At 67.0% G+C, this 19,460-nt stretch carries 14 protein-coding genes; 10 read left to right on the forward strand and 4 right to left on the reverse strand.

Annotated features, from left to right (window positions below; all coding sequences use genetic code 11):
* The first annotated feature begins 192 nt into the window (after nt 1-192).
* The 9 genes from ACFIMZ_RS07940 (at nt 193) to truB (ending at nt 12,116) form a co-directional block, all read left to right on the forward strand.
* Complete coding sequence (locus ACFIMZ_RS07940) at nt 193-1,095, forward strand: LysR substrate-binding domain-containing protein (RefSeq protein ID WP_431822133.1); 903 nt, start codon at nt 193-195, stop codon at nt 1,093-1,095.
* A gap of 78 nt (nt 1,096-1,173) precedes the next feature.
* Nucleotides 1,174-2,376, forward strand: a complete 1,203-nt coding sequence (locus ACFIMZ_RS07945) for a pyridoxal phosphate-dependent aminotransferase (protein ID WP_431822134.1) — start codon at nt 1,174-1,176, stop codon at nt 2,374-2,376.
* Nucleotides 2,377-2,648: 272 nt separating this feature from the next.
* Complete coding sequence (scpB, locus tag ACFIMZ_RS07950) at nt 2,649-3,674, forward strand: SMC-Scp complex subunit ScpB (RefSeq protein WP_431822135.1); 1,026 nt, start codon at nt 2,649-2,651, stop codon at nt 3,672-3,674.
* Nucleotides 3,675-3,734: 60 nt separating this feature from the next.
* Nucleotides 3,735-5,432 (forward strand): 23S rRNA pseudouridine(2605) synthase RluB, encoded by a 1,698-nt coding sequence (gene rluB, locus ACFIMZ_RS07955; protein ID WP_431822136.1) that lies wholly within the window; start codon nt 3,735-3,737, stop codon nt 5,430-5,432.
* Between the two features lie 291 nt (nt 5,433-5,723).
* Nucleotides 5,724-6,182, forward strand: a complete 459-nt coding sequence (gene rimP, locus ACFIMZ_RS07960; protein WP_011884583.1) for a ribosome maturation factor RimP — start codon at nt 5,724-5,726, stop codon at nt 6,180-6,182.
* Nucleotides 6,182-7,657 (forward strand): transcription termination factor NusA, encoded by a 1,476-nt coding sequence (nusA, locus tag ACFIMZ_RS07965; RefSeq protein ID WP_084902410.1) that lies wholly within the window; start codon nt 6,182-6,184, stop codon nt 7,655-7,657. The genes rimP and nusA overlap by 1 nt, the downstream gene beginning before the upstream one ends.
* Nucleotides 7,658-7,748: 91 nt before the next feature.
* Nucleotides 7,749-10,655, forward strand: coding sequence for a translation initiation factor IF-2 (gene infB, locus ACFIMZ_RS07970; RefSeq protein WP_431822137.1), 2,907 nt, complete (start codon nt 7,749-7,751; stop codon nt 10,653-10,655).
* 113 nt (nt 10,656-10,768) lie between these two features.
* Nucleotides 10,769-11,170, forward strand: coding sequence for a 30S ribosome-binding factor RbfA (gene rbfA, locus ACFIMZ_RS07975; RefSeq protein WP_431822138.1), 402 nt, complete (start codon nt 10,769-10,771; stop codon nt 11,168-11,170).
* Nucleotides 11,171-11,183: 13 nt separating this feature from the next.
* Complete coding sequence (gene truB, locus ACFIMZ_RS07980; RefSeq protein WP_431822139.1) at nt 11,184-12,116, forward strand: tRNA pseudouridine(55) synthase TruB; 933 nt, start codon at nt 11,184-11,186, stop codon at nt 12,114-12,116.
* Nucleotides 12,117-12,209: 93 nt separating this feature from the next.
* Here the strand turns inward: truB and ACFIMZ_RS07985 are convergent, their stop codons facing one another.
* The 4 genes from ACFIMZ_RS07985 to ACFIMZ_RS08000 all read right to left on the reverse strand — a co-directional run bounded on the left by ACFIMZ_RS07985 (nt 12,210) and on the right by ACFIMZ_RS08000 (nt 17,165).
* Nucleotides 12,210-13,769: a DHA2 family efflux MFS transporter permease subunit gene (locus tag ACFIMZ_RS07985; RefSeq protein WP_431822140.1), complete on the reverse strand. Its 1,560-nt coding sequence runs from the start codon at nt 13,767-13,769 to the stop codon at nt 12,210-12,212.
* A gap of 23 nt (nt 13,770-13,792) precedes the next feature.
* Nucleotides 13,793-15,016 carry an efflux RND transporter periplasmic adaptor subunit gene (locus ACFIMZ_RS07990; RefSeq protein WP_431822141.1) on the reverse strand — a complete coding sequence of 408 codons (1,224 nt, stop codon included), beginning with the start codon at nt 15,014-15,016 and terminating at the stop codon, nt 13,793-13,795.
* Nucleotides 15,017-15,068: 52 nt separating this feature from the next.
* The gene (locus ACFIMZ_RS07995) at nt 15,069-16,583 is read right to left on the reverse strand and encodes an efflux transporter outer membrane subunit (RefSeq protein WP_431822142.1); all 1,515 of its coding nucleotides are present in this window, start codon (nt 16,581-16,583) and stop codon (nt 15,069-15,071) included.
* Between the two features lie 84 nt (nt 16,584-16,667).
* Nucleotides 16,668-17,165, reverse strand: a complete 498-nt coding sequence (locus tag ACFIMZ_RS08000; RefSeq protein ID WP_059957444.1) for a MarR family winged helix-turn-helix transcriptional regulator — start codon at nt 17,163-17,165, stop codon at nt 16,668-16,670.
* Nucleotides 17,166-17,495: 330 nt separating this feature from the next.
* Here ACFIMZ_RS08000 and typA point away from each other — a divergent pair, with 330 nt between their 5' ends.
* A complete protein-coding gene (gene typA, locus ACFIMZ_RS08005) occupies nt 17,496-19,322 on the forward strand; it encodes a translational GTPase TypA (RefSeq protein WP_431822143.1) in 1,827 nt (608 codons plus the stop codon).
* The last annotated feature ends 138 nt before the right edge of the window (nt 19,323-19,460 follow it).

Consider the following 19,460-nt stretch of genomic DNA (forward strand, 5'->3'; position numbering starts at 1 on the left):
AGCTAGGGGCGTATAAGACGCCAAAATAACCCGCCAGCAAATCGGGACAATCACCAATCTTGTGCAATTCGCCCGCACCGCGTGCGTTTGCACGGATATTGCACCGCAGCGAAACATGTGCGACAGGTGCCGGATTCGCGCACTAGCGCACTAGAATCGCGCATCGATGCCAGAGATTGATGAGGTCAGGACATGAACATCACGCTGCGCCAGCTTCGCGTATTCATCGAGGTCGCGCGGCTCAAGAGCTTCAGCCGCGCCGGCGACGAGATCGGGCTCACGCAGTCCGCGGTGAGCCGCTGCGTGCGGGAACTGGAGGCGGAGCTGGGGCTGAAGCTGATCGATCGCACCACGCGCGACGTGCAGTTGACCGACGTCGGCGGGAACCTGGTCGCGAGCGTGTCGCGTCTGATCGGCGATCTCGACGACACGCTGCGCGAGATTCGCGAAATCGGCGAGCAGCGCCGCGGGCGCGTGATCGTCGCCGCCAGCCCGACGATCGCGTGCCGGCTGATGCCGCGCGTCGTGGCGGCCTGCGAGCGGCAGTTTCCGTTCGTCACGCTCGGCCTGCGCGACGACGTGCAGAGCGACGTGCTGCGCAAGGTGAAGTCGGGCGAGGTGGATTTCGGCGTCGTGATCGGGCCGCTCAGCGTCGCCGATCTCGTGAGCGAGCCGCTGATGACCGATTCGTTCTGCCTCGTGGCGCGCGCCGACCATCCGCTCGCGTCGCGCGCGGAGGTGCCGTGGTCGGCGCTGAACGGCGAGCGCCTCGTGCTGCTCGACCACGCGTCGGGCAGCCGGCCCCTGATCGACGCGGCGCTGGCCGCGCATCGGGTGAACGCGACGGTCATGCAGGAGCTCGGGCATTCGGCGACGGTGTTCGGGCTCGTCGAAGCCGGCGTCGGCGTGAGCGTGCAGCCGTGGCTGTCGCTGCCGCTGCCGGCCGGCTCGACGCTCGTCGCACGCCCGCTCACGCCGCGCACGGAGCGCACCGTCGAACTGGTGCGCCGCCGCGACCGCTCGCTGTCTCCCGCCGCGCAGGCGATCTGGGAGCTCGTGCACCAGATGCCCGCCCGGGCCGAGGATCTCGACTGACGGCGTCGCCGCCGGCCCGCGCGCGCCCGCCGTTGGCCCCGTTACACTGCGTATCATGTTCCTTTGCGGTGAGATCCGATGACGAATTCCTCTGGCTGCCGTCCGGCGACGGGCGAGCCGGCGGCGCGCGATGCGGTGCGGGACCTGCGGCCGTCGCTGATCCGGGAAGTGGCGAATGCCGGCTTCGGCGTGCCCGACGTGCTGCCGTTCTGGTTCGGCGAATCCGATCGCGTCACGCCGGGCTTCATCCGCGACGCGGCCGCCGCCGCGCTGCGGGACGGCGCGACGTTCTACACGCACAACCTTGGCATCGCGGCGCTGCGCGAGGCAATCGCAGCCTACGTGGGGGCGCGCCACGGCGCGACGCCGGCGGACACGGTCGCCGTGACGAGCTCGGGCGTCAGTGCGCTGATGCTTGCCGCGCAGCTGCTCGTCGGTCCGGGCGACCGCGTCGTCGCGGTGACGCCGCTGTGGCCGAATCTCGTCGAGATCCCGAAGATCCTCGGTGCGCGGGTCGAGTCCGTGCCGCTGCGTTTTGGCGCGACGGGCTGGCGGCTCGATGTCGGCCGGTTGCTCGCGGCGCTGACGCCCGACACGCGCATGCTGTTGCTCAATTCGCCGAACAACCCGACCGGCTGGACCTTGTCGCGCGACGATCAGCGCGCGGTGCTCGCGCATTGCCGCCGTCACGGGATCTGGGTGGTCGCCGACGAGGTGTACGAGCGGCTTGCGTTCGACGACGCTGGCGCGCCGTCGTTTCTGGACATCGCGTCGCGCGACGAGCGGCTCGTCGTCGTGAACTCGTTCTCGAAGGCGTGGGCGATGACCGGCTGGCGGCTCGGCTGGCTGGTTGCGCCGGCGTCGGTCATGGGCGAGCTCGCGAAGCTCGTCGAATACAACACGTCGTGCGCAGCGGGCTTCGTGCAGGCCGCGGGCGAAGTGGCGCTGCGCGACGGCGAGCCGTTCGTCCGGTCGTTCGTCTCGGCGCTGCGCGAGGCGCGCGATCATCTGATCGCCGCGCTGCGCACGCTGCCGGGCGTCGACGTGCCGCCGCCGCCCGGTGCGATGTACCTGTTCCTGCGCTTGCCCGGATCGGAGGACAGTCTTGCATTCTGCAAGACATTGGTGCGCGAGGCGGGGCTCGGCCTTGCGCCGGGATGCGCGTTCGGCCCCGAGGGAGAGGGGTTTGTGCGGTGGTGCTACGCGTGCGACCCGGCGCGGCTGGACGCGGGCGTCGAGCGCCTGCGGCGGTTTTTGGCGACCGGGGCGGCGTCGCGTTGAAACGGGGCTGGACCGTTCCGGCAGGGCGAGAGCGGGCAGGCCCGACTCATCTTTACGCACTCGGCAATTTTGCGTAAGATGGCGCTCAGTCACGCGGTTCCCTCGTTGAATCGTGCTGTTCCGTCCGGTTCGGGCCTGGCTTGAAGTTGTTTCGCCGCCCCCGGTTCGTGCTCCCATCAATATGACCGATCAGAATCGGGCGAGCGCGTCTTCCGTTCCTTTCGTCTGTTTGTTGATCCGGTTCGTTTGACCACAGGGTCTGGCCTAGCTGCATGAATACCCAAGAGGCGAAGATCGTCCTCGAGACTGCTTTGATCTGCGCGCAGGAGCCGCTGAAGCTCGGCGATCTGCGCAAGCTATTTGCCGACAGCGTGTCGGCTGACACGGTCCGCACGTTGCTCGAAGATCTGAAACAGGAATGGTCCGGTCGTGGCGTCGAGCTGGTGGCGCTGGCGAGCGGCTGGCGCTTTCAGAGCAAGCCGGCGATGCGCAGCTTTCTCGACCGCCTGCATCCGGAGAAGCCGCCGAAGTATTCGCGCGCGGTGCTCGAGACGCTGGCGATCATTGCGTACCGGCAGCCGGTCACGCGCGGCGACATCGAGGAAATCCGCGGCGTCACGGTCAACACGCAGGTGGTCAAGCAGCTCGAGGATCGTGGCTGGATCGAGGTGATCGGGCATCGCGATGTGCCGGGGCGTCCGGCGCTGTATGCGACGACCAAGCAGTTCCTCGACGATCTCGGCCTGAAGGCGCTGGACGACCTGCCCGCGCTCGAGGAGCCGGCGGCGAACATCGAGGCCGCGCTGCTCGCGCAGCATGCGATGGATTTCGAAGACGGCGCGCCGGCCGCGGACGATGCGGCAGCCTCGGACGACGCGGCGGCGGATGCGTCCGGATCGGCGCAAGCGCTCGCGCAGCCTGCCGACGTCGAAGCCGGCGGCGCCTCGGCGCACGAATCGCCGGGCCGCGATACGCTCGCGGTTGAGGGTGCGGGAACAGAAGAAGCCGGCGTCGAAGCAGCGCCGGCCGGCGTGCGGCCCATGCCGCTGCACGCGGAGTTGAACGAGGAAGATCGCAAGCCGGCCGCCGAAGCGGCAGCCGGCGACGGAGCGGAAGCGGTCGACGACATGTCCGGCATGGCCGGTCATGCCGGCGCACCCCGTTCCCGTCCTGCGGACGACGAGATGACGGACGACACGTCCGACAGTCTCGCGGATGCCGTACGCAGCGCCAGCGCGCCCATCGGGGCGGACGAGCTGCCGGACGACGAAGCAGAACCTGAACAGCGTCGCGCCTGATCGCGGCCGATTCCATGCCGCGCCCCCGCCGGGCGCGAGACCTGACATTTTGAGGTTGTTTTGACTGATATCCACGATATTGAATCGTCCGCGCCTGCCGTGCAGGCAGCGCGCGCCGACGATGCGCCCGAGCAGGGCGGCTCGGCCGAGGGTGGCGACGAACGTCCCCGCCGCGGCCTGCGACGCGGCCCGCGCAGCCTGATCGCGCGCCGTCGCGCGGCTGCGAAGTCGAAGGGCGCCGAAGGTGCGCCGCAGGGCGAGGAAGGTGCGGAAGCGCCTGCCGCGGCAGCGGAAGCGCAGCCGCCGGCGCGGGCGCCGCGCAAGGAAGGGGCGGCGAAGGGCGGGCGCAAGCCGGCGGCCAAGCGCGAAGGCGCGGCGCGCCAGGGCGGCCAGGGCAAGCGCGGTGGCGCGGCCGGTGCCGCCGGCACGACCGGCGCGACCGGCACGACCGGTGAAGCGGCCCAGGACGACCTGTTCGCGTACGTGACGTCGCCTGCGTTCGACGCGGACAATTCCGCGGCGGGCAGCGGCGTGCGAGCGCCGATGCTGCGGCGCGGCCGCGGCCAGACGGCCAGCAAGCGCGTGCTGTCGCCGGACGACGACGCGCCGAAGCTCCACAAGGTGCTGGCGGAAGCCGGCATGGGCTCGCGCCGCGAAATGGAAGAGCTGATCGTCGCCGGCCGCGTGTCGGTGAACGGTGAACCGGCGCACATCGGCCAGCGCATCATGCCGACCGACCAGGTCCGGATCAACGGCAAGCCGGTCAAGCGCAAGCTGCCGAACAAGCCGCCGCGCGTGCTGCTGTATCACAAGCCGACGGGCGAGATCGTCAGCCATGCGGATCCGGAAGGCCGGCCGTCGGTGTTCGACCGCCTGCCGCCGATGAAGACGGCCAAATGGCTTGCGGTTGGCCGGCTCGACTTCAACACCGAAGGGCTGCTGATGCTGACGACGTCGGGCGACCTGGCGAACCGCTTCATGCATCCGCGCTACAGCGTCGAGCGCGAGTACGCGGTGCGGGTGGTCGGCGAGCTGTCTGAAGGCAACCGGCAGAAGCTGCTGCACGGCGTCGAGCTGGACGACGGCCCGGCCAACTTCCTGCGCATTCGCGATGGCGGCGGCGAAGGCACGAATCACTGGTATCACGTTGCGCTGGCCGAAGGCCGCAATCGCGAAGTGCGCCGGATGTTCGAGGCGGCCGGCCTGATGGTGAGCCGCCTGATCCGCACGCGCCATGGCCCGATCCCGCTGCCGCGCGGCTTGAAGCGCGGCCGCTGGGAAGAGCTCGACGAAGCGCAGGTGCGCAAGCTGATGGCGACGGTCGGCCTGAAGGCGCCGTCGGAAGAGAAGGGCAAGCGCGGTAGCGGTGGCCAGGCCGAGCGCCGCCAGCCGGACCCGATGCAGACGTCGATGGGCTTCATCGGCCGCGAGCCGGTGCTGACGACGCACGGCAACCTCGAGCAGCCGCGGCGCGGCCCGCGGCGCGGCGCGGCGGGCGGCTTCGCCGGTCCGAGCGGCTTCGGCGGCGGCATGCCGGGCATGTCGGGCGGCTACGGCGGCGGCCAGCGTGCCGGCGGCGGGCGCGACGTCGACGGCAACCGCGCGTCGTATGGCGCGGGCGGCAATAAACGTGGCGGCGGCGCCGGCAAGGGCGGCGGCAATCGCAACCCGAACGGCAATCGTGCGGAAGGCGCCGGCAACGGCGGCGGCGCGCGCGGTGGTCAGCGTCCGCAGCGGAATCGCTCGCGCGGCCGCTAAGCTGAGGATCGCGGCGCAATCTGCCGCGTCTCGCCGGCGAAATCGGTTTGAAGGTCCGGTTTTGCCGGCGGGCGCTTGGCGTTTGCGCCGAAAATCGCTATAATCGCAAAGTCGCTGGGCGTACGGATTCGATGTGCGGCTCAGGTGCGACCACCGGTAAGAAGATGGGCGTTCCGCCCATTTTTTTTTGCTGAAACGGTTAGGCATCTCGGGTAGCGCTTCCTGCGCCGGCTAAGGCGCGCGCCCGCGGGTGAATCGCGAGCGGCGGGCGCGAACACCTGAGAGGGCACTGTGCAACTGACGGAACTGATAGAAACCACGGTCACCGGACTCGGCTACGAGCTGGTGGATCTCGAGCGCACCGGGCGCGGCATGCTTTGCATCTATATCGACCAGCCTGCCGGCATTTCGCTCGACGATTGCGAAAAGGTCACGCGTCAGCTCCAGCACGTCTTGACGGTCGAAAACATCGATTACGAACGGCTCGAAGTCTCGTCCCCGGGGCTCGACCGCCCGTTGAAGAAGCTGGCCGACTTCGAGCGCTTCGCTGGCAGCGAAGTCTCCGTGACCTTGAAAAAGCCGCTGGACGGGCGCAAGACGTACCGGGGCATTCTGCACGCGCCGAACGGCGAAACGATCGGTTTGGAATTTGAGAGGAACAAGGGCGAGGCAGCCATGCTGGATTTCACGCTGGCCGATATCGACAAAGCCCGCCTGATTCCGCAAGTTGACTTTAGGAGCCGCAAATAATGAGTCGCGAAGTGTTGATGCTGGTGGATGCGCTGGCGCGCGAGAAAAACGTCGACAAGGATGTCGTGCTGGGTGCCCTCGAGGCGGCACTCGCATCGGCTTCCAAGAAGCTGTTCGACGAAGGCGCCGAGATCCGCGTCCATATCGATCGCGAAAGCGGCGAGCACGAAACCTTCCGTCGCTGGCTCGTCGTGCCCGATGAAGCGGGCCTGCAGGAGCCGGACCGCGAGATCCTGCTGTTCGAGGCGCGCGAGCAGAAGGGCGACGTCGAAGTCGGCGACTACATCGAGGAGTCGGTGCCGTCGATCGAGTTCGGCCGCATCGGCGCGCAGGCCGCCAAGCAGGTGATTCTGCAGAAGGTGCGCGACGCGGAACGCGAGCAGATCCTGAACGACTACCTCGAGCGCGGCGAAAAGATCATGACGGGCACGGTGAAGCGCCTCGACAAGGGCAACTTCATCGTCGAATCGGGGCGCGTCGAAGCGCTGCTGCGTCGCGATCAGCTGATCCCGAAGGAAAACCTGCGCGTGGGCGACCGCGTGCGCGCGTACATCGCGAAGGTCGACCGCACCGCGCGCGGCCCGCAGATCGAGCTGTCGCGCACCGCGCCGGAATTCCTGATGAAGCTGTTCGAGATGGAAGTGCCGGAGATCGAGCAGGGCCTGCTCGAGATCAAGGCGGCCGCGCGCGACCCGGGTGTGCGCGCGAAGATCGGCGTCATCGCGTACGACAAGCGGATCGATCCGATCGGCACCTGCGTCGGCATTCGCGGTTCGCGCGTGCAAGCGGTGCGCAACGAGCTCGGTGGCGAAAACATCGACATCGTGCTATGGTCGGAGGATCCCGCCCAATTCGTGATCGGCGCGCTCGCGCCGGCAGCCGTTCAGTCGATCGTCGTCGATGAAGAAAAGCACTCGATGGACGTCGTCGTCGACGAGAACGAACTGGCCGTCGCGATCGGCCGCAGCGGTCAGAACGTTCGCCTTGCCGGCGAGCTGACCGGCTGGCAGATCAACATCATGACGCCGGACGAATCCGCCCAGAAGCAGGGCGAAGAGCGCGACCGGCTGCGTGCCCTGTTCATGGCGCGTCTCGACGTCGACGAAGAAGTTGCCGACATCCTGATCGACGAAGGCTTCACGAGCCTCGAAGAGATCGCTTACGTGCCGCTCAACGAAATGCTCGAGATCGAGGCGTTCGACGAGGATACCGTGCACGAGCTGCGCAACCGCGCGCGCGACGCGCTGCTGACGATGGCGATCGCGAACGAAGAAAAGGTCGAAAATGCGGCGCTCGATCTGAAGAGCCTCGACGGCATCACGCCGGAGCTGCTCTCGAAGCTGGCCGAACACGGTGTGGCCACGCGCGACGATCTCGCCGAGCTGGCAGTGGATGAACTGGTCGATATGACCGGGGTGGAAGAGGATGCCGCTAAGGCGTTGATCATGAAAGCACGTGAACATTGGTTCCAGTGAGAAATGACCATGGCGCACTGATTTGATGGCGGCCGTATGGCCTGACCCGATGCTAACCGCAAGGAATCGGTCCTTGCACTAAGAGGAATGAATGGCGAGTAACAACGTAGCCCAATTTGCCGCGGAACTGAAAATGCCTGCTGGTGTGCTGCTCGAACAGCTGCAGGCAGCGGGCGTCCAGAAAGCGAGTGAAGACGATGCGCTGTCCGAGGCGGACAAGGCGCGTCTGCTCGATCATTTGCGCAAGTCGCACGGCGCGACCGACGGCGACAAGCGCAAGATCACGCTGACCCGCAAGCATACGTCGGAGATCAAGCAGTCCGACGCGACGGGCAAGGCTCGCACCATTCAGGTCGAGGTCCGCAAGAAGCGCACGTTCGTCAAGCGTGACGACGTGAGCGACGTCGCGGATCAGGGTCAGGCACAGGCCGCCGAAGCGGATGACGACGCGGAACTGAAGCGCCGCGAGGAAGAGGCGCGCCGCGAGGCCGAGCTGCTCGAGAAGCAGGCGCAGGAACTGCGCGAGCGCCAGGAGCGCCTCGAGCGCGAGGAAGCGGAACGCCGCGCCCGCGAGGAAGCGGCCGAAGCCGAGCGTCGCCGCGCCGAGGAAGATGCGGCGAAGCGTGCTGCGGCCGAAGTGGCGGCGAAGCAGGCTGCTGCCCAGCAGGCCGCAGCGGCCGAACAGGAAGCGCGCTCGCAGTCCGCGCAGGACGAAGAGCGTGCGGCCGCCGAACGTGCGGCGCAGCGCGAAGCGGCGAAGAAGGCCGAGGACGCCGCCCGCGAAGCGGCGGACAAGGCGCGCGCCGAGCAGGAAGAGATCAGCAAGCGCCGTGCGGCCGCCGAGGCGGAAGCGCGTGCGATCCGCGAGATGATGAACACGCCGCGCAAGGCCGTGGTCAAGGCTGTCGAGCCGCCGAAGCCGGCGGAACCGGCCAAGCCGGCCGAAGCGAAGGGCACGCTGCACAAGCCGGCGAAGCCGGAAGGCGCGCAGGCGCGTCCGGCGGCGAAGAAGCCGGCCGGCGCAGCACCGGCGACGACGCAGGCGCCGGCCGGCGCGGGCGACCGCAACAAGAAGCCGGGTGCCGGCAAGGGCGGCTGGCAGGACGACGCCGCGAAGCGCCGCGGCATCAAGACGCGCGGCGATTCGAGCGGCGGCGTCGACCGCGGCTGGCGCGGCGGCCCGAAGGGTCGCGGCCGTCACCAGGACAGCGCATCGTCGTTCCAGGCGCCGACCGAGCCGATCGTTCGTGAAGTGCATGTGCCGGAAACCATCTCGGTGGCCGACCTTGCGCACAAGATGGCAATCAAGGCCTCCGAAGTCATCAAGGTGATGATGAAGATGGGCCAGATGGTCACGATCAACCAGGTGCTGGACCAGGAAACCGCGATGATCGTCGTCGAGGAACTGGGCCACCGCGCGGTTGCAGCGAAGCTGGACGATCCGGAAGCACTGCTCGTCGAAGGCGAGACCAGTACCGATGCAGAGCAGCTGCCGCGTCCGCCGGTCGTTACCGTGATGGGTCACGTCGACCACGGCAAGACCTCGCTGCTCGACCACATCCGCCGCGCGAAGGTCGCAGCGGGCGAAGCGGGCGGCATTACGCAGCACATCGGCGCGTATCACGTCGAAACGCCGCGCGGTGTCGTCACGTTCCTGGATACCCCGGGTCACGAGGCGTTCACGGCAATGCGTGCGCGTGGTGCGAAGGCGACCGACATCGTGGTTCTGGTGGTGGCGGCCGACGACGGCGTGATGCCGCAGACGAAGGAAGCGATCTCGCACGCGAAGGCGGGCGGGGTGCCGATCGTCGTTGCGATCAACAAGATCGACAAGCCGGAAGCGAACCCGGACCGCGTGAAGCAGGAACTGGTCGCCGAAGGCGTCGTGCCGGAAGAATACGGCGGCGATTCGCCGTTCGTGCCGGTGTCGGCAAAGACCGGCACGGGCATCGACGACCTGCTCGAGAACGTGCTGCTGCAGGCCGAAGTGCTGGAACTGAAGGCACCGGTCGAGGCGCCGGCCAAGGGCATCGTGATCGAAGCGAAGCTCGACAAGGGCAAGGGCCCGGTCGCGACGATGCTGGTGCAGTCCGGTACGCTGAACCGCGGCGACATCGTGCTCGCGGGCACCGCCTACGGCCGCGTTCGTGCGATGCTCGACGAGAACGGCAAGCCGACGAAGGAAGCCGGCCCGTCGATCCCGGTCGAGATCCAGGGTCTGTCGGAAGTGCCGGGCGCAGGCGAGGAAGTGATCGTGCTGCCGGACGAGCGCAAGGCGCGCGAAATCGCGCTGTTCCGTCAGGGCAAGTTCCGCGACGTCAAGCTGGCGAAGCAGCAGGCGGCGAAGCTGGAAAGCATGCTCGAGCAGATGGGCGAAGGCGAAGTGCAGAACCTGCCGCTCATCATCAAGGCCGACGTGCAGGGTTCGCAGGAAGCGCTCGTGCAGTCGCTGCTCAAGCTGTCGACCAGCGAAGTGCGCGTGCAGATCGTGCACAGCGCGGTGGGCGGCATCAGCGAAAGCGACGTCAACCTGGCGACGGCATCGAAGGCGGTCATCATCGGCTTCAACACGCGTGCGGATGCGCAGGCGCGCAAGCTCGCGGAAGCCAATGGCGTCGACATCCGCTACTACAACATCATCTACGACGCAGTGGATGAGGTGAAGGCGGCGATGTCGGGCATGCTGGCGCCGGAGAAGCGCGAAGTCGTGACCGGCATGGTCGAGGTGCGCCAGGTGTTCAAGGTGCCGAAGGTCGGTACGGTCGCGGGCTGTATGGTCACGGACGGTATCGTCAAGCGCTCGTCGTCGGTGCGCGTGCTGCGCAACAACGTCGTGATCTTCACCGGCGAACTCGAGTCGCTGAAGCGCTTCAAGGACGACGTGAAGGAAGTCAAGCAAGGCTTCGAGTGCGGCATGTCGGTGAAGAACTTCAACGACGTCATCGAAGGCGACCAGTTCGAAGTCTTCGAAGTGACCGAAGTCGCGCGTACGCTGTAATAAGTATCGCGCATCGGCTCGTGGGCGGGGCAGGCGTGGGCCTGTCCCGCCCATTTTCATGGCGGCGCGCCAAGGCCGCCGCTTTGTCCTGATAAACGCATCAGGGATCGATCATGTCCAGGAAACGTACTTCTCCCAATCGCAACGTGCAGATCGCCGACCAGATTCAGCGCGACCTGTCCGAACTCATCATGCGCGAGGTCAAGGACCCGCGCATCGGCATCGTGACCATCCAGAGCGTGGAGCTCACGCCGGACTATGCGCACGCGAAGGTGTACTTCACGACGCTTACCGGCGATCCGGCCGCCACGCAGGAGGCGCTGAACCACGCGTCGGGCCACCTGCACAACCTGCTGTTCAAGCGCCTGCATATTCACACGGTGCCGACGCTGCATTTCCATTACGACCAGACGATCGAAAAGGCCGTGGCGATGTCGCGCCTGATCGCCGAGGCCAACGCGACGCGCGCGAAGGACGACGACGAAGCCGACGCGACGCCCGCGAAGGACGATTGAGCTCCCCCGGCCTATGACGACTGCAGCATCCCAACGTCCGCGCGTGCCCCGGCGCGCGCTGGACGGCGTCCTTCTGCTCGACAAGCCGGTCGGTCTGTCGAGCAACGATGCCCTGATTCGCGCGAAGCGCCTCTACCTCGCGAAGAAGGCCGGCCACACCGGCACGCTCGATCCGCTGGCCTCGGGCCTGTTGCCGCTGTGCTTCGGCGAAGCGACGAAGTTCTCGCAGGACCTGCTCGAAGCCGACAAGACCTACGAGGCGACGATGCGCCTCGGTGTGCGTACCGCGACCGGCGACGCGGAAGGCGAGGTGCTCGACACGCGGCCGGTCGAATGCGACCGGGCGGCCGTGGAAGCGGCGCTCGAGCGCTTCATCGGCGAAATCGTGCAGGTGCCGCCGATGTACTCTGCGCTCAAGCGCGACGGCAAGCCGCTCTACGAATATGCGCGCGCCGGCCAGACGGTCGAGCGCGAAGGGCGCAACGTCACGATCCACCGGCTCGAACTGCTCGCGTGCGACCTGCCCGACGTGACGTTCCGCGTGACCTGCAGTAAAGGCACGTACGTGCGCACGCTGGCGGAAGATCTCGGCGAGACGCTCGGCTGCGGCGCGCACCTGACGATGCTGCGCCGCACCGGTGTTGGTGCGCTGACGCTCGACCACGCGGTGACGCTCGATGCGCTGTCCGATGCCGACGATGCCGCGCGTGACGCATGGCTTCAGCCGGTCGACGCGCTGCTGTCGACGTTTCCGATGGTGCGGCTCGACGACGCGTGCGCGAAGCGCTTCCTGCACGGCCAGCGCCTGAAGCTGTCGGAGCTCGCGCGTATCGACGCGAGCGAAGGCGAGCGGGTGCGAGTCTACGACGCGACGCGGCTGCTCGGCGTGGCCCGCGCGGCGAACGGCGTGCTGGCGCCCGAACGGCTCGTCGTGACGGTGGCGTGAAGCCGCGCGGCGCGCCGGCATTGCCGGCTGCATGAAAAAAGGCCCGGTCGTTGTGACCGGGCCTTTTTTCTTGTAAGCAGACGGGCGCTGCGATCAGTGCGCCGCCGAGGCCGCCGCGCCGGCATCGCCTCCGCCCGCGCGCTCGGGTTTCGTGATCCAGATCAGCGCGACCAGCAGCACGAAGATCGCGGCCGAGATGTAGAACAGGTCGTTCACGCCGAGCTGCGCGGCCTGCTGCGTGGCCATGTTGTTGATCAGGCCATGCGCCTGCTGCTGGGTCAGGCCGAGATTGCCCATCTGCGTGACGGCCTGGTTGAACGCCGGGTTATAGGCGTTCGCCTGCTCGACCAACTGCGCGTGATGGAAGTTGTTCCGGTGATCCCACGCGGTCTGGAAAATCGACGTGCCGATCCCGCCGCACATGATCCGCACGAAGTTCGACAGGCCCGACGCCGCGGGAATGCGGTGGCCGGGCAGGCCGGACAGCGTGATCGACACGAGCGGGATGAAGAAGCCTGCCATCGCGATGCCCTGCACGAGTGTCGGCAGCGTCAGCGACCATTGGTCGACGCCGGTCGTGTAGCGGGAGCGCATCCAGAAGCACAGCGCAAAGATCAGGAACGACGCAGTCGAGATATAGCGGGGATCGGTGCGCGGCAGATACTTCCCGGTGAGCGGCGACAGCAGGATCGCGAACAGCCCGACAGGCGCCATCACGAGGCCGGCGTCGGTCGCGGTGTAGCCGATCTGCGTCTGCAGCCACAGCGGCAGCAGCACGAGGTTGCCGAAGTACAGGCCGTACCCGATCGACAGCGCGACGGTGCCGCCGGTGAAGTTCCGCATGCGGAACAGCGACAGGTCGACGACCGGATGCTCGGCGGTGAGTTCCCAGACGACGAAGAACGCGAACGCGATGACGGCGGTCAGCGCGAGCACGATGATGGTCGTCGATGCGAACCAGTCGAGATCCTTGCCCTTGTCGAGCATGATCTGCAGCGAGCCGACCCAGACGACCAGCAGTGCGAGGCCCACGCCGTCGATCGGCGCGCGGCGCACGACCGACTCGCGCTGGCGGTAGATCATCCACGTCGCGATCGCGGCGGCGATGCCGACCGGGATGTTGACGTAGAAGATCCAGGGCCACGAGTAGTTGTCCGAAATCCATCCGCCGAGAATCGGGCCGGCGACGGGCGCGATCAGCGTCGTCATCGCCCAGAGCGCGAGCGCCATCGGCGCCTTCGCGCGCGGGTAGCTCGAGAGCAGCAGCGCTTGCGACAGCGGAATCATCGGGCCCGCGACGGCGCCCTGGATCACGCGCGACACGAGCAGGAACGGCAGCGTCGGCGAGAGCCCGCACATCCACGACGAGACGACGAACAGGATGATCGACGCGAGGAACAGGCGAACCTGTCCGATGCGGTCGGTGAGCCAGCCCGTCAGCGGCACGGAGATCGCGTTCGCGACCGCGAACGACGTGATGACCCACGTGCCCTGGTCGGACGACACGCCGAGATCGCCCGAGATCGTCGGGATCGCGACGTTCGCGATCGACGTGTCGAGCACGTTCATGAACACGGCGAGCGACACCGCGATCGTCCCGATCACGAGCTGCCCGCCCTGCAAGGGCGGGTGAGAGACAGGAGGCTGTGCCATGTCGGTGGTTTTCCGGGAACGGATTACATCATCTTCGCGATGCTGCTGTGCTTCGCCGCGGCCGGCGCCGGGGCCGACGCGTTGCCGCCCGCGTTCTCCGCAACGATGCGCGCGATTTCGGCGTTGGCTTCGTCACCGTACTTCGCGAACACGTCGGTCTGGTAAACCGTGTTCTGCACGTTGCCGAGCTGGTTGCCGCTCTCGTCCTTGATGTTGACGTCGACCTGCATCGACAGGCCGATGCGCAGCGGGTGCTTTTCGAGATCCTTCGGGTCGAGTTCGATCCGCACCGGCAGGCGCTGCACGACCTTGATCCAGTTGCCGGTCGCGTTCTGCGCGGGCAGCAGCGAGAACGCGGAGCCGGTGCCGGCCGAGAAGCCGATGACCTTGCCGTGATAGACGACCGACGAGCCGTAGATGTCTGCAGTCAGCTCGACCGGCTGGCCGATGCGCATGTGGTTGAGCTGGACTTCCTTGAAGTTCGCGTCAACCCACACCGCGTTCAGCGGCACGACCGACATCAGCGGCGTACCCGGCGACACGCGCTGGCCGACCTGCACCGAGCGCTTCGCGACGTAGCCGGTGACGGGCGCGGGCAGCGTGTTGCGCGCATTGGCGAGATAGGCGTCGCGGACTTTCGCTGCGGCGGCGAGCACGTTCGGGTGCGACGCGATCGTCGTGTTCGCGGTCAGCGCGCGGTTCGACGCGAGCTGCTGCTGCGCGGTGTCGAGCGACGCCTGGGCACCCTTGACCGCATCGCGCGCGTGCGAGATCTCTTCCTGCGACACGGCGCCCGTTTGCGCGACCGCAAGGCGGCGGCGCAGGTCGTCCTCGGCGCGCGACAGGTCCGACTGGCGCAGCGCAACCTGGGCACGGTACTGGTCGTCGTTGACGAACAGGCCGCGCACCTGGCGCACCGTCTGCGCGAGGTTCGCCTCGGCCTGCTGCAGCGCGACCTGCGAATCGGCCGGGTCGAGCAGCACGAGCGAATCGCCGGCCTTGACGGTCTGCGTATCGTCGGCCTTCACCGCGATCACGGTGCCCGTGACCTGCGGCGTGATCTGCACGACGTTGCCGTTCACGTAGGCGTCGTCGGTCGATTCGTGGAAGCGCGCGACGAGGAAGTAGTACAGCCCGTAGGCAATGGCCGCGATCACGATGACCGCGACGAGCAGCGTCATCATCCGCTTGCGCTTGCCGTTATTCTGCGCCTGGGCGCTGGCGGCGTTCTGTTGAGGGTCGCTCATGGCGATTTTCTCCGTCCGTTGTTTCGAGTATCTGCGTAGTGGTCGTGCCGAGTCAGTTCGCGGCCTGTTGCGCGGCCTTGGCCTGCGCGGTGCGCTGTTCGGCATCGGGTGCGGCGAGGCGGGTGCCGGTGGCGTCGAAGCCGCCGCCGAGCGCCTTGATCAGCGCGAGCTGCATGTCGCGCCGCCGCATCTTCAGGTTGGTCACGGTCTGTTCCGATGCGAGGCGGTTGCTGTCCGCGTTCAGCACCTGCAGTTGCGGCGACAGGCCGGCCTTGTAGCGAATCACCGCGAGGTCGTATGCCTTCGTCGACGCGTCGAGCGCCCGCTGCGCGTCGTCCATCTGCCGGTCGATCGCGCGGATCGTCGCGACCTGCGTCGCGACGTCGTTCAGTGCGCTGATCAGTGTCTGGTTGTAGTTCGCGACCGACAGGTCGAAGTCCGCATAGCGGCCCTTGAGCTGCGCGCGCAGCGCGCCGCCGTCGAAGATCGGCAGGTGGACCGCCGGGCTGAACTGCGCCTGGCGGCTCGCGAAATTCAGGAATTTGCCCCAGCCGAACGCATCGAAGCCGAAGCCCGCCGCGAGGTTCACGTCGGGATAGAACTCGGCTTTCGCTTCCTTCACGTCGTGCATCGCGGCTTCGACCTGCCAGCGCGCGGCGACGATGTCGGGGCGCCGCGACACGAGGTCGGCGGGCAGATTGTCGGGCAGCGCGACGGCGCCGCCCGGATTCAGCACCGGCGCGGCGATCTGCAGGCCGCGGTCCGGCCCCTTGCCGAGCAGGGCGGCAAGCTGGTAGCGCACGATCGTGATCTGGCCGTCGAGGTCGGACAGCGACGCCTGGGTCGTCGCGATGTTGCCGCGCGCGGTCTGCCGTTCGACGTTGGTGTCGAGGCCGGCCGTCACTCGGCCGTCGGTGATCTTGCCGACCGTCTGGCGGTTGACGATCTCGCGCTGCGCGATGTCGCGCAGCGCATAGAGTTGCGCGAGCGAGTTGTAGGTGCGGGCGATCGACGACGCGAGCGTGATGCGCGCCTGCTGCAGGTCGGCCTCGGCGGCCTTTTCCTGCGACACGGCGGTGTGCAGGCGCTCGCGGTTCTTGCCCCACAGATCGAGGTCCCACGACGCGCTCGCCAGCGCGTTGTTCTCGCTGTACCACTGGCCGCCCAGTGGCGGCGGGAAGAGTGCGTTGCTCGAATACAGCTGGCGGGTCCACGAATAGCTGCCGTCGACCCTCGGCAGCAGCGTCGAGCGCGACGACTCGATGTACGACGATGCCTTCGCGATCCGCGCCTGCGCCTGCGCGATCGACGGATTGTCGGCGAGCGCCTCGTCGACCAGCTTCGGCAGCTGCGGGTCCCCGAACTGGGTGGCCCAGTCGAGCGACGGCCACTTGCCGCCCTGGGCGGGCAGACTCTGCGCGGTTTCGAATTGCGACGCCGGGGCGATCTGCTTGTCGCTCTTGATGCCAAAGTAGTTCGCACAGCCCGTCAGCGCCAGCGCGGCGACCGCGGCGGCGATGGCGGACCGGTACGATCCGGCACGCACGGACAACGGAGAGGATTTCATCGCGCTGATCCCTGACTCGGAATAAATAATGGACACTGCAAGGATTTCCTTACATTAATCTGTCAAAGATGATTGTTATTGCAATTATTGTGGCGTGCTGCCGCCGGTCGTCTCGCACGCATTGCCGAGAATGCGGCGCAGCATGCTTTTCAGGAAGCCGACTTCCTCCGGCGTGAAGCCGTCCAGCAGCTGGTCGAGTACGCTGCGGAAGATGGCCGGCAGCCGTTCGGCGAGCGCGCGCCCTTCGTCGGTCAGTTCGAGCCGCACGACGCGCCGGTCCTCGATGCTGCGCACACGCGACAGCAGGCCGCGCTTCTCGACGCGGTCGAGCAGGCGCGTCACCGCGCTCGCGTCGATCCCGTATTCGCGGGCGAGTTCGGCGGCCGTCGAGCATTTGCCGACCGCGATCATGAACAGCATGCTGGCCTGCGTGCCGGTGATGCCGAGTTCTCCTTGCGTGCGCTGCGTGACGAGGTTGGTCATCAGCGATTTCACGCGCGACATCAGATAGCCGACGCTATCGTTCACCTGATAGGTCGAAAGCGATACGGACTGCGATTGGGAAGAGGAAGGATCCGACATAAAACCGTGAAACTGCAATAGTTGACTAGGCAGTAGTGTAGGCGCAAATGCTTGTTGCGACAAATGTTAATCGAATGGCCTTGGGTGTGCTGCGCGCCACCCAAGGCCCTACGTACAAGAGGGTTTTTCCCGGAGGGGCGGAAGCCGGCCGGGGCGGGCGTCCGGCGCACTCGCGGAGATGAGGCGCGGGTCCGGTGTGTTGCGGCGCAGCGCGCGGACTGCTCGCGTCATTCGCGCGTGCTATACTTTATGGTTTCCAAGCTGTGCACCGCGCACGCACGTGACGAACGGGCGTGCGTACTTGCGCACCCAATCGATTTTCAGGTTTCTATGACCCGCGCCCTTCGCAACATCGCCATCATCGCCCACGTCGACCACGGCAAGACGACGCTCGTCGACCAACTGCTTCGCCAGTCCGGCACCTTCCGCGAGAACCAGCAAGTCGCCGAGCGGGTGATGGACTCGAACGACATCGAAAAGGAGCGCGGGATCACGATTCTCGCGAAGAACTGCGCGGTCGAATACGAAGGCACGCACATCAACATCGTCGATACGCCGGGACACGCGGACTTCGGCGGTGAAGTCGAGCGCGTGCTGTCGATGGTCGACTCGGTGCTGCTGCTCGTCGACGCGGTCGAGGGCCCGATGCCGCAGACGCGCTTCGTGACGAAGAAGGCGCTCGCGCTCGGTCTGAAGCCGATCGTCGTGATCAACAAGGTCGACCGCCCGGGCGCGCGCATCGACTGGGTCATCAACCAGACCTTCGACCTGTTCGACAAGCTCGGCGCGACCGAGGAGCAGCTCGACTTCCCGATCGTCTACGCATCGGGCCTGAACGGCTATGCGTCGCTCGACCCGGCCACGCGCGAAGGCGACATGCGCCCGCTGTTCGAGGCGATCCTCCAGCACGTGCCGGTCCGTCCGGCTGACCCGGAAGCGCCGCTGCAGCTGCAGATCACGTCGCTCGACTATTCGACGTACGTCGGCCGGATCGGCGTCGGCCGCATCACGCGCGGCCGCATCAAGCCGGGCCAGCCGGTCGTGATGCGCTTCGGCCCGGAAGGCGACGTGCTGAACCGCAAGATCAACCAGGTGCTGTCGTTCAAGGGTCTGGAGCGCGTGCAGGTCGAGTCGGCCGAAGCGGGCGACATCGTGCTGATCAACGGCATCGAAGACGTCGGCATCGGCGCGACGATCTGCGCGGTGGACGCGCCGGAAGCGCTGCCGATGATCACCGTCGACGAGCCGACGCTGACGATGAACTTCCTCGTCAACTCGTCGCCGCTCGCGGGCCGTGAAGGCAAGTTCGTGACGAGCCGCCAGATCCGCGACCGCCTGATGAAGGAACTGAACCACAACGTCGCGCTGCGCGTGCGTGATACGGGTGACGAGACGGTGTTCGAAGTGTCGGGCCGTGGCGAACTGCACCTGACGATCCTGGTCGAGAACATGCGCCGCGAAGGCTATGAGCTCGCGGTGTCGCGTCCGCGCGTCGTGATGCAGGAAATCGACGGCGTGAAGCACGAGCCGTACGAACTGCTGACGGTCGACGTCGAGGACGAGAACCAGGGCGGCGTGATGGAAGAGCTCGGTCGCCGCAAGGGCGAAATGCTCGACATGGCGTCGGACGGCCGCGGCCGCACGCGCCTGGAATACAAGATTCCGGCGCGTGGCCTGATCGGTTTCCAGAGCGAGTTCCTGACGCTCACGCGCGGCACGGGCCTGATGAGCCACATCTTCGACTCGTACGCACCGGTCAAGGACGGCTCGGTCGGCGAGCGCCGCAATGGCGTGCTGATCTCGCAGGACGACGGCGCGGCGGTGGCGTACGCGCTGTGGAAGCTGCAGGATCGCGGCCGCATGTTCGTGAAGCCGGGTGACGCGCTCTACGAGGGCATGATCATCGGCATCCACAGCCGCGACAACGACCTCGTCGTGAACCCGATCAAGGGCAAGCAGCTCACCAACGTGCGCGCGTCGGGCACCGACGAAGCCGTGCGTCTCGTGCCGCCGATCCAGATGTCGCTCGAATACGCGGTCGAGTTCATCGACGACGACGAACTGGTCGAAGTGACGCCGCAGTCGATCCGCCTGCGCAAGCGTCACCTGAAGGAGCACGAGCGTCGCCGCGCAAGCCGCGAAGCCGCGATCGACTGAGTGCGCCGGAGCGATTCCGGGCAACACGAAAAAAAGCCGCCTCCGGGCGGCTTTTTCGCATCTGCGCGGCATGCAAGCGGGCGGTCTGCAAAACAATGTTTCAGCGGCACGTGGCAATCCGGCAAAACCCCGCCACAC

This window comes from Burkholderia sp. F1, from assembly GCF_050813845.1.
GTDB lineage: Bacteria > Pseudomonadota > Gammaproteobacteria > Burkholderiales > Burkholderiaceae > Burkholderia > Burkholderia ubonensis.

Coding starts and splice junctions, on each gene's coding strand:
- truB (WP_431822139.1), top strand. CDS start 11,184: ATGACGACTGCAGCATCCCAACGTCCGCGCGTGCCCCGGCGCGCGCTG.
- typA (WP_431822143.1), top strand. CDS start 17,496: ATGACCCGCGCCCTTCGCAACATCGCCATCATCGCCCACGTCGACCAC.
- ACFIMZ_RS08000 (WP_059957444.1), bottom strand. CDS start 17,165: ATGTCGGATCCTTCCTCTTCCCAATCGCAGTCCGTATCGCTTTCGACC.
- ACFIMZ_RS07945 (WP_431822134.1), top strand. CDS start 1,174: ATGACGAATTCCTCTGGCTGCCGTCCGGCGACGGGCGAGCCGGCGGCG.
- scpB (WP_431822135.1), top strand. CDS start 2,649: ATGAATACCCAAGAGGCGAAGATCGTCCTCGAGACTGCTTTGATCTGC.
- ACFIMZ_RS07990 (WP_431822141.1), bottom strand. CDS start 15,016: ATGAGCGACCCTCAACAGAACGCCGCCAGCGCCCAGGCGCAGAATAAC.
- ACFIMZ_RS07940 (WP_431822133.1), top strand. CDS start 193: ATGAACATCACGCTGCGCCAGCTTCGCGTATTCATCGAGGTCGCGCGG.
- infB (WP_431822137.1), top strand. CDS start 7,749: ATGGCGAGTAACAACGTAGCCCAATTTGCCGCGGAACTGAAAATGCCT.
- ACFIMZ_RS07995 (WP_431822142.1), bottom strand. CDS start 16,583: ATGAAATCCTCTCCGTTGTCCGTGCGTGCCGGATCGTACCGGTCCGCC.
- ACFIMZ_RS07985 (WP_431822140.1), bottom strand. CDS start 13,769: ATGGCACAGCCTCCTGTCTCTCACCCGCCCTTGCAGGGCGGGCAGCTC.
- nusA (WP_084902410.1), top strand. CDS start 6,182: ATGAGTCGCGAAGTGTTGATGCTGGTGGATGCGCTGGCGCGCGAGAAA.
- rbfA (WP_431822138.1), top strand. CDS start 10,769: ATGTCCAGGAAACGTACTTCTCCCAATCGCAACGTGCAGATCGCCGAC.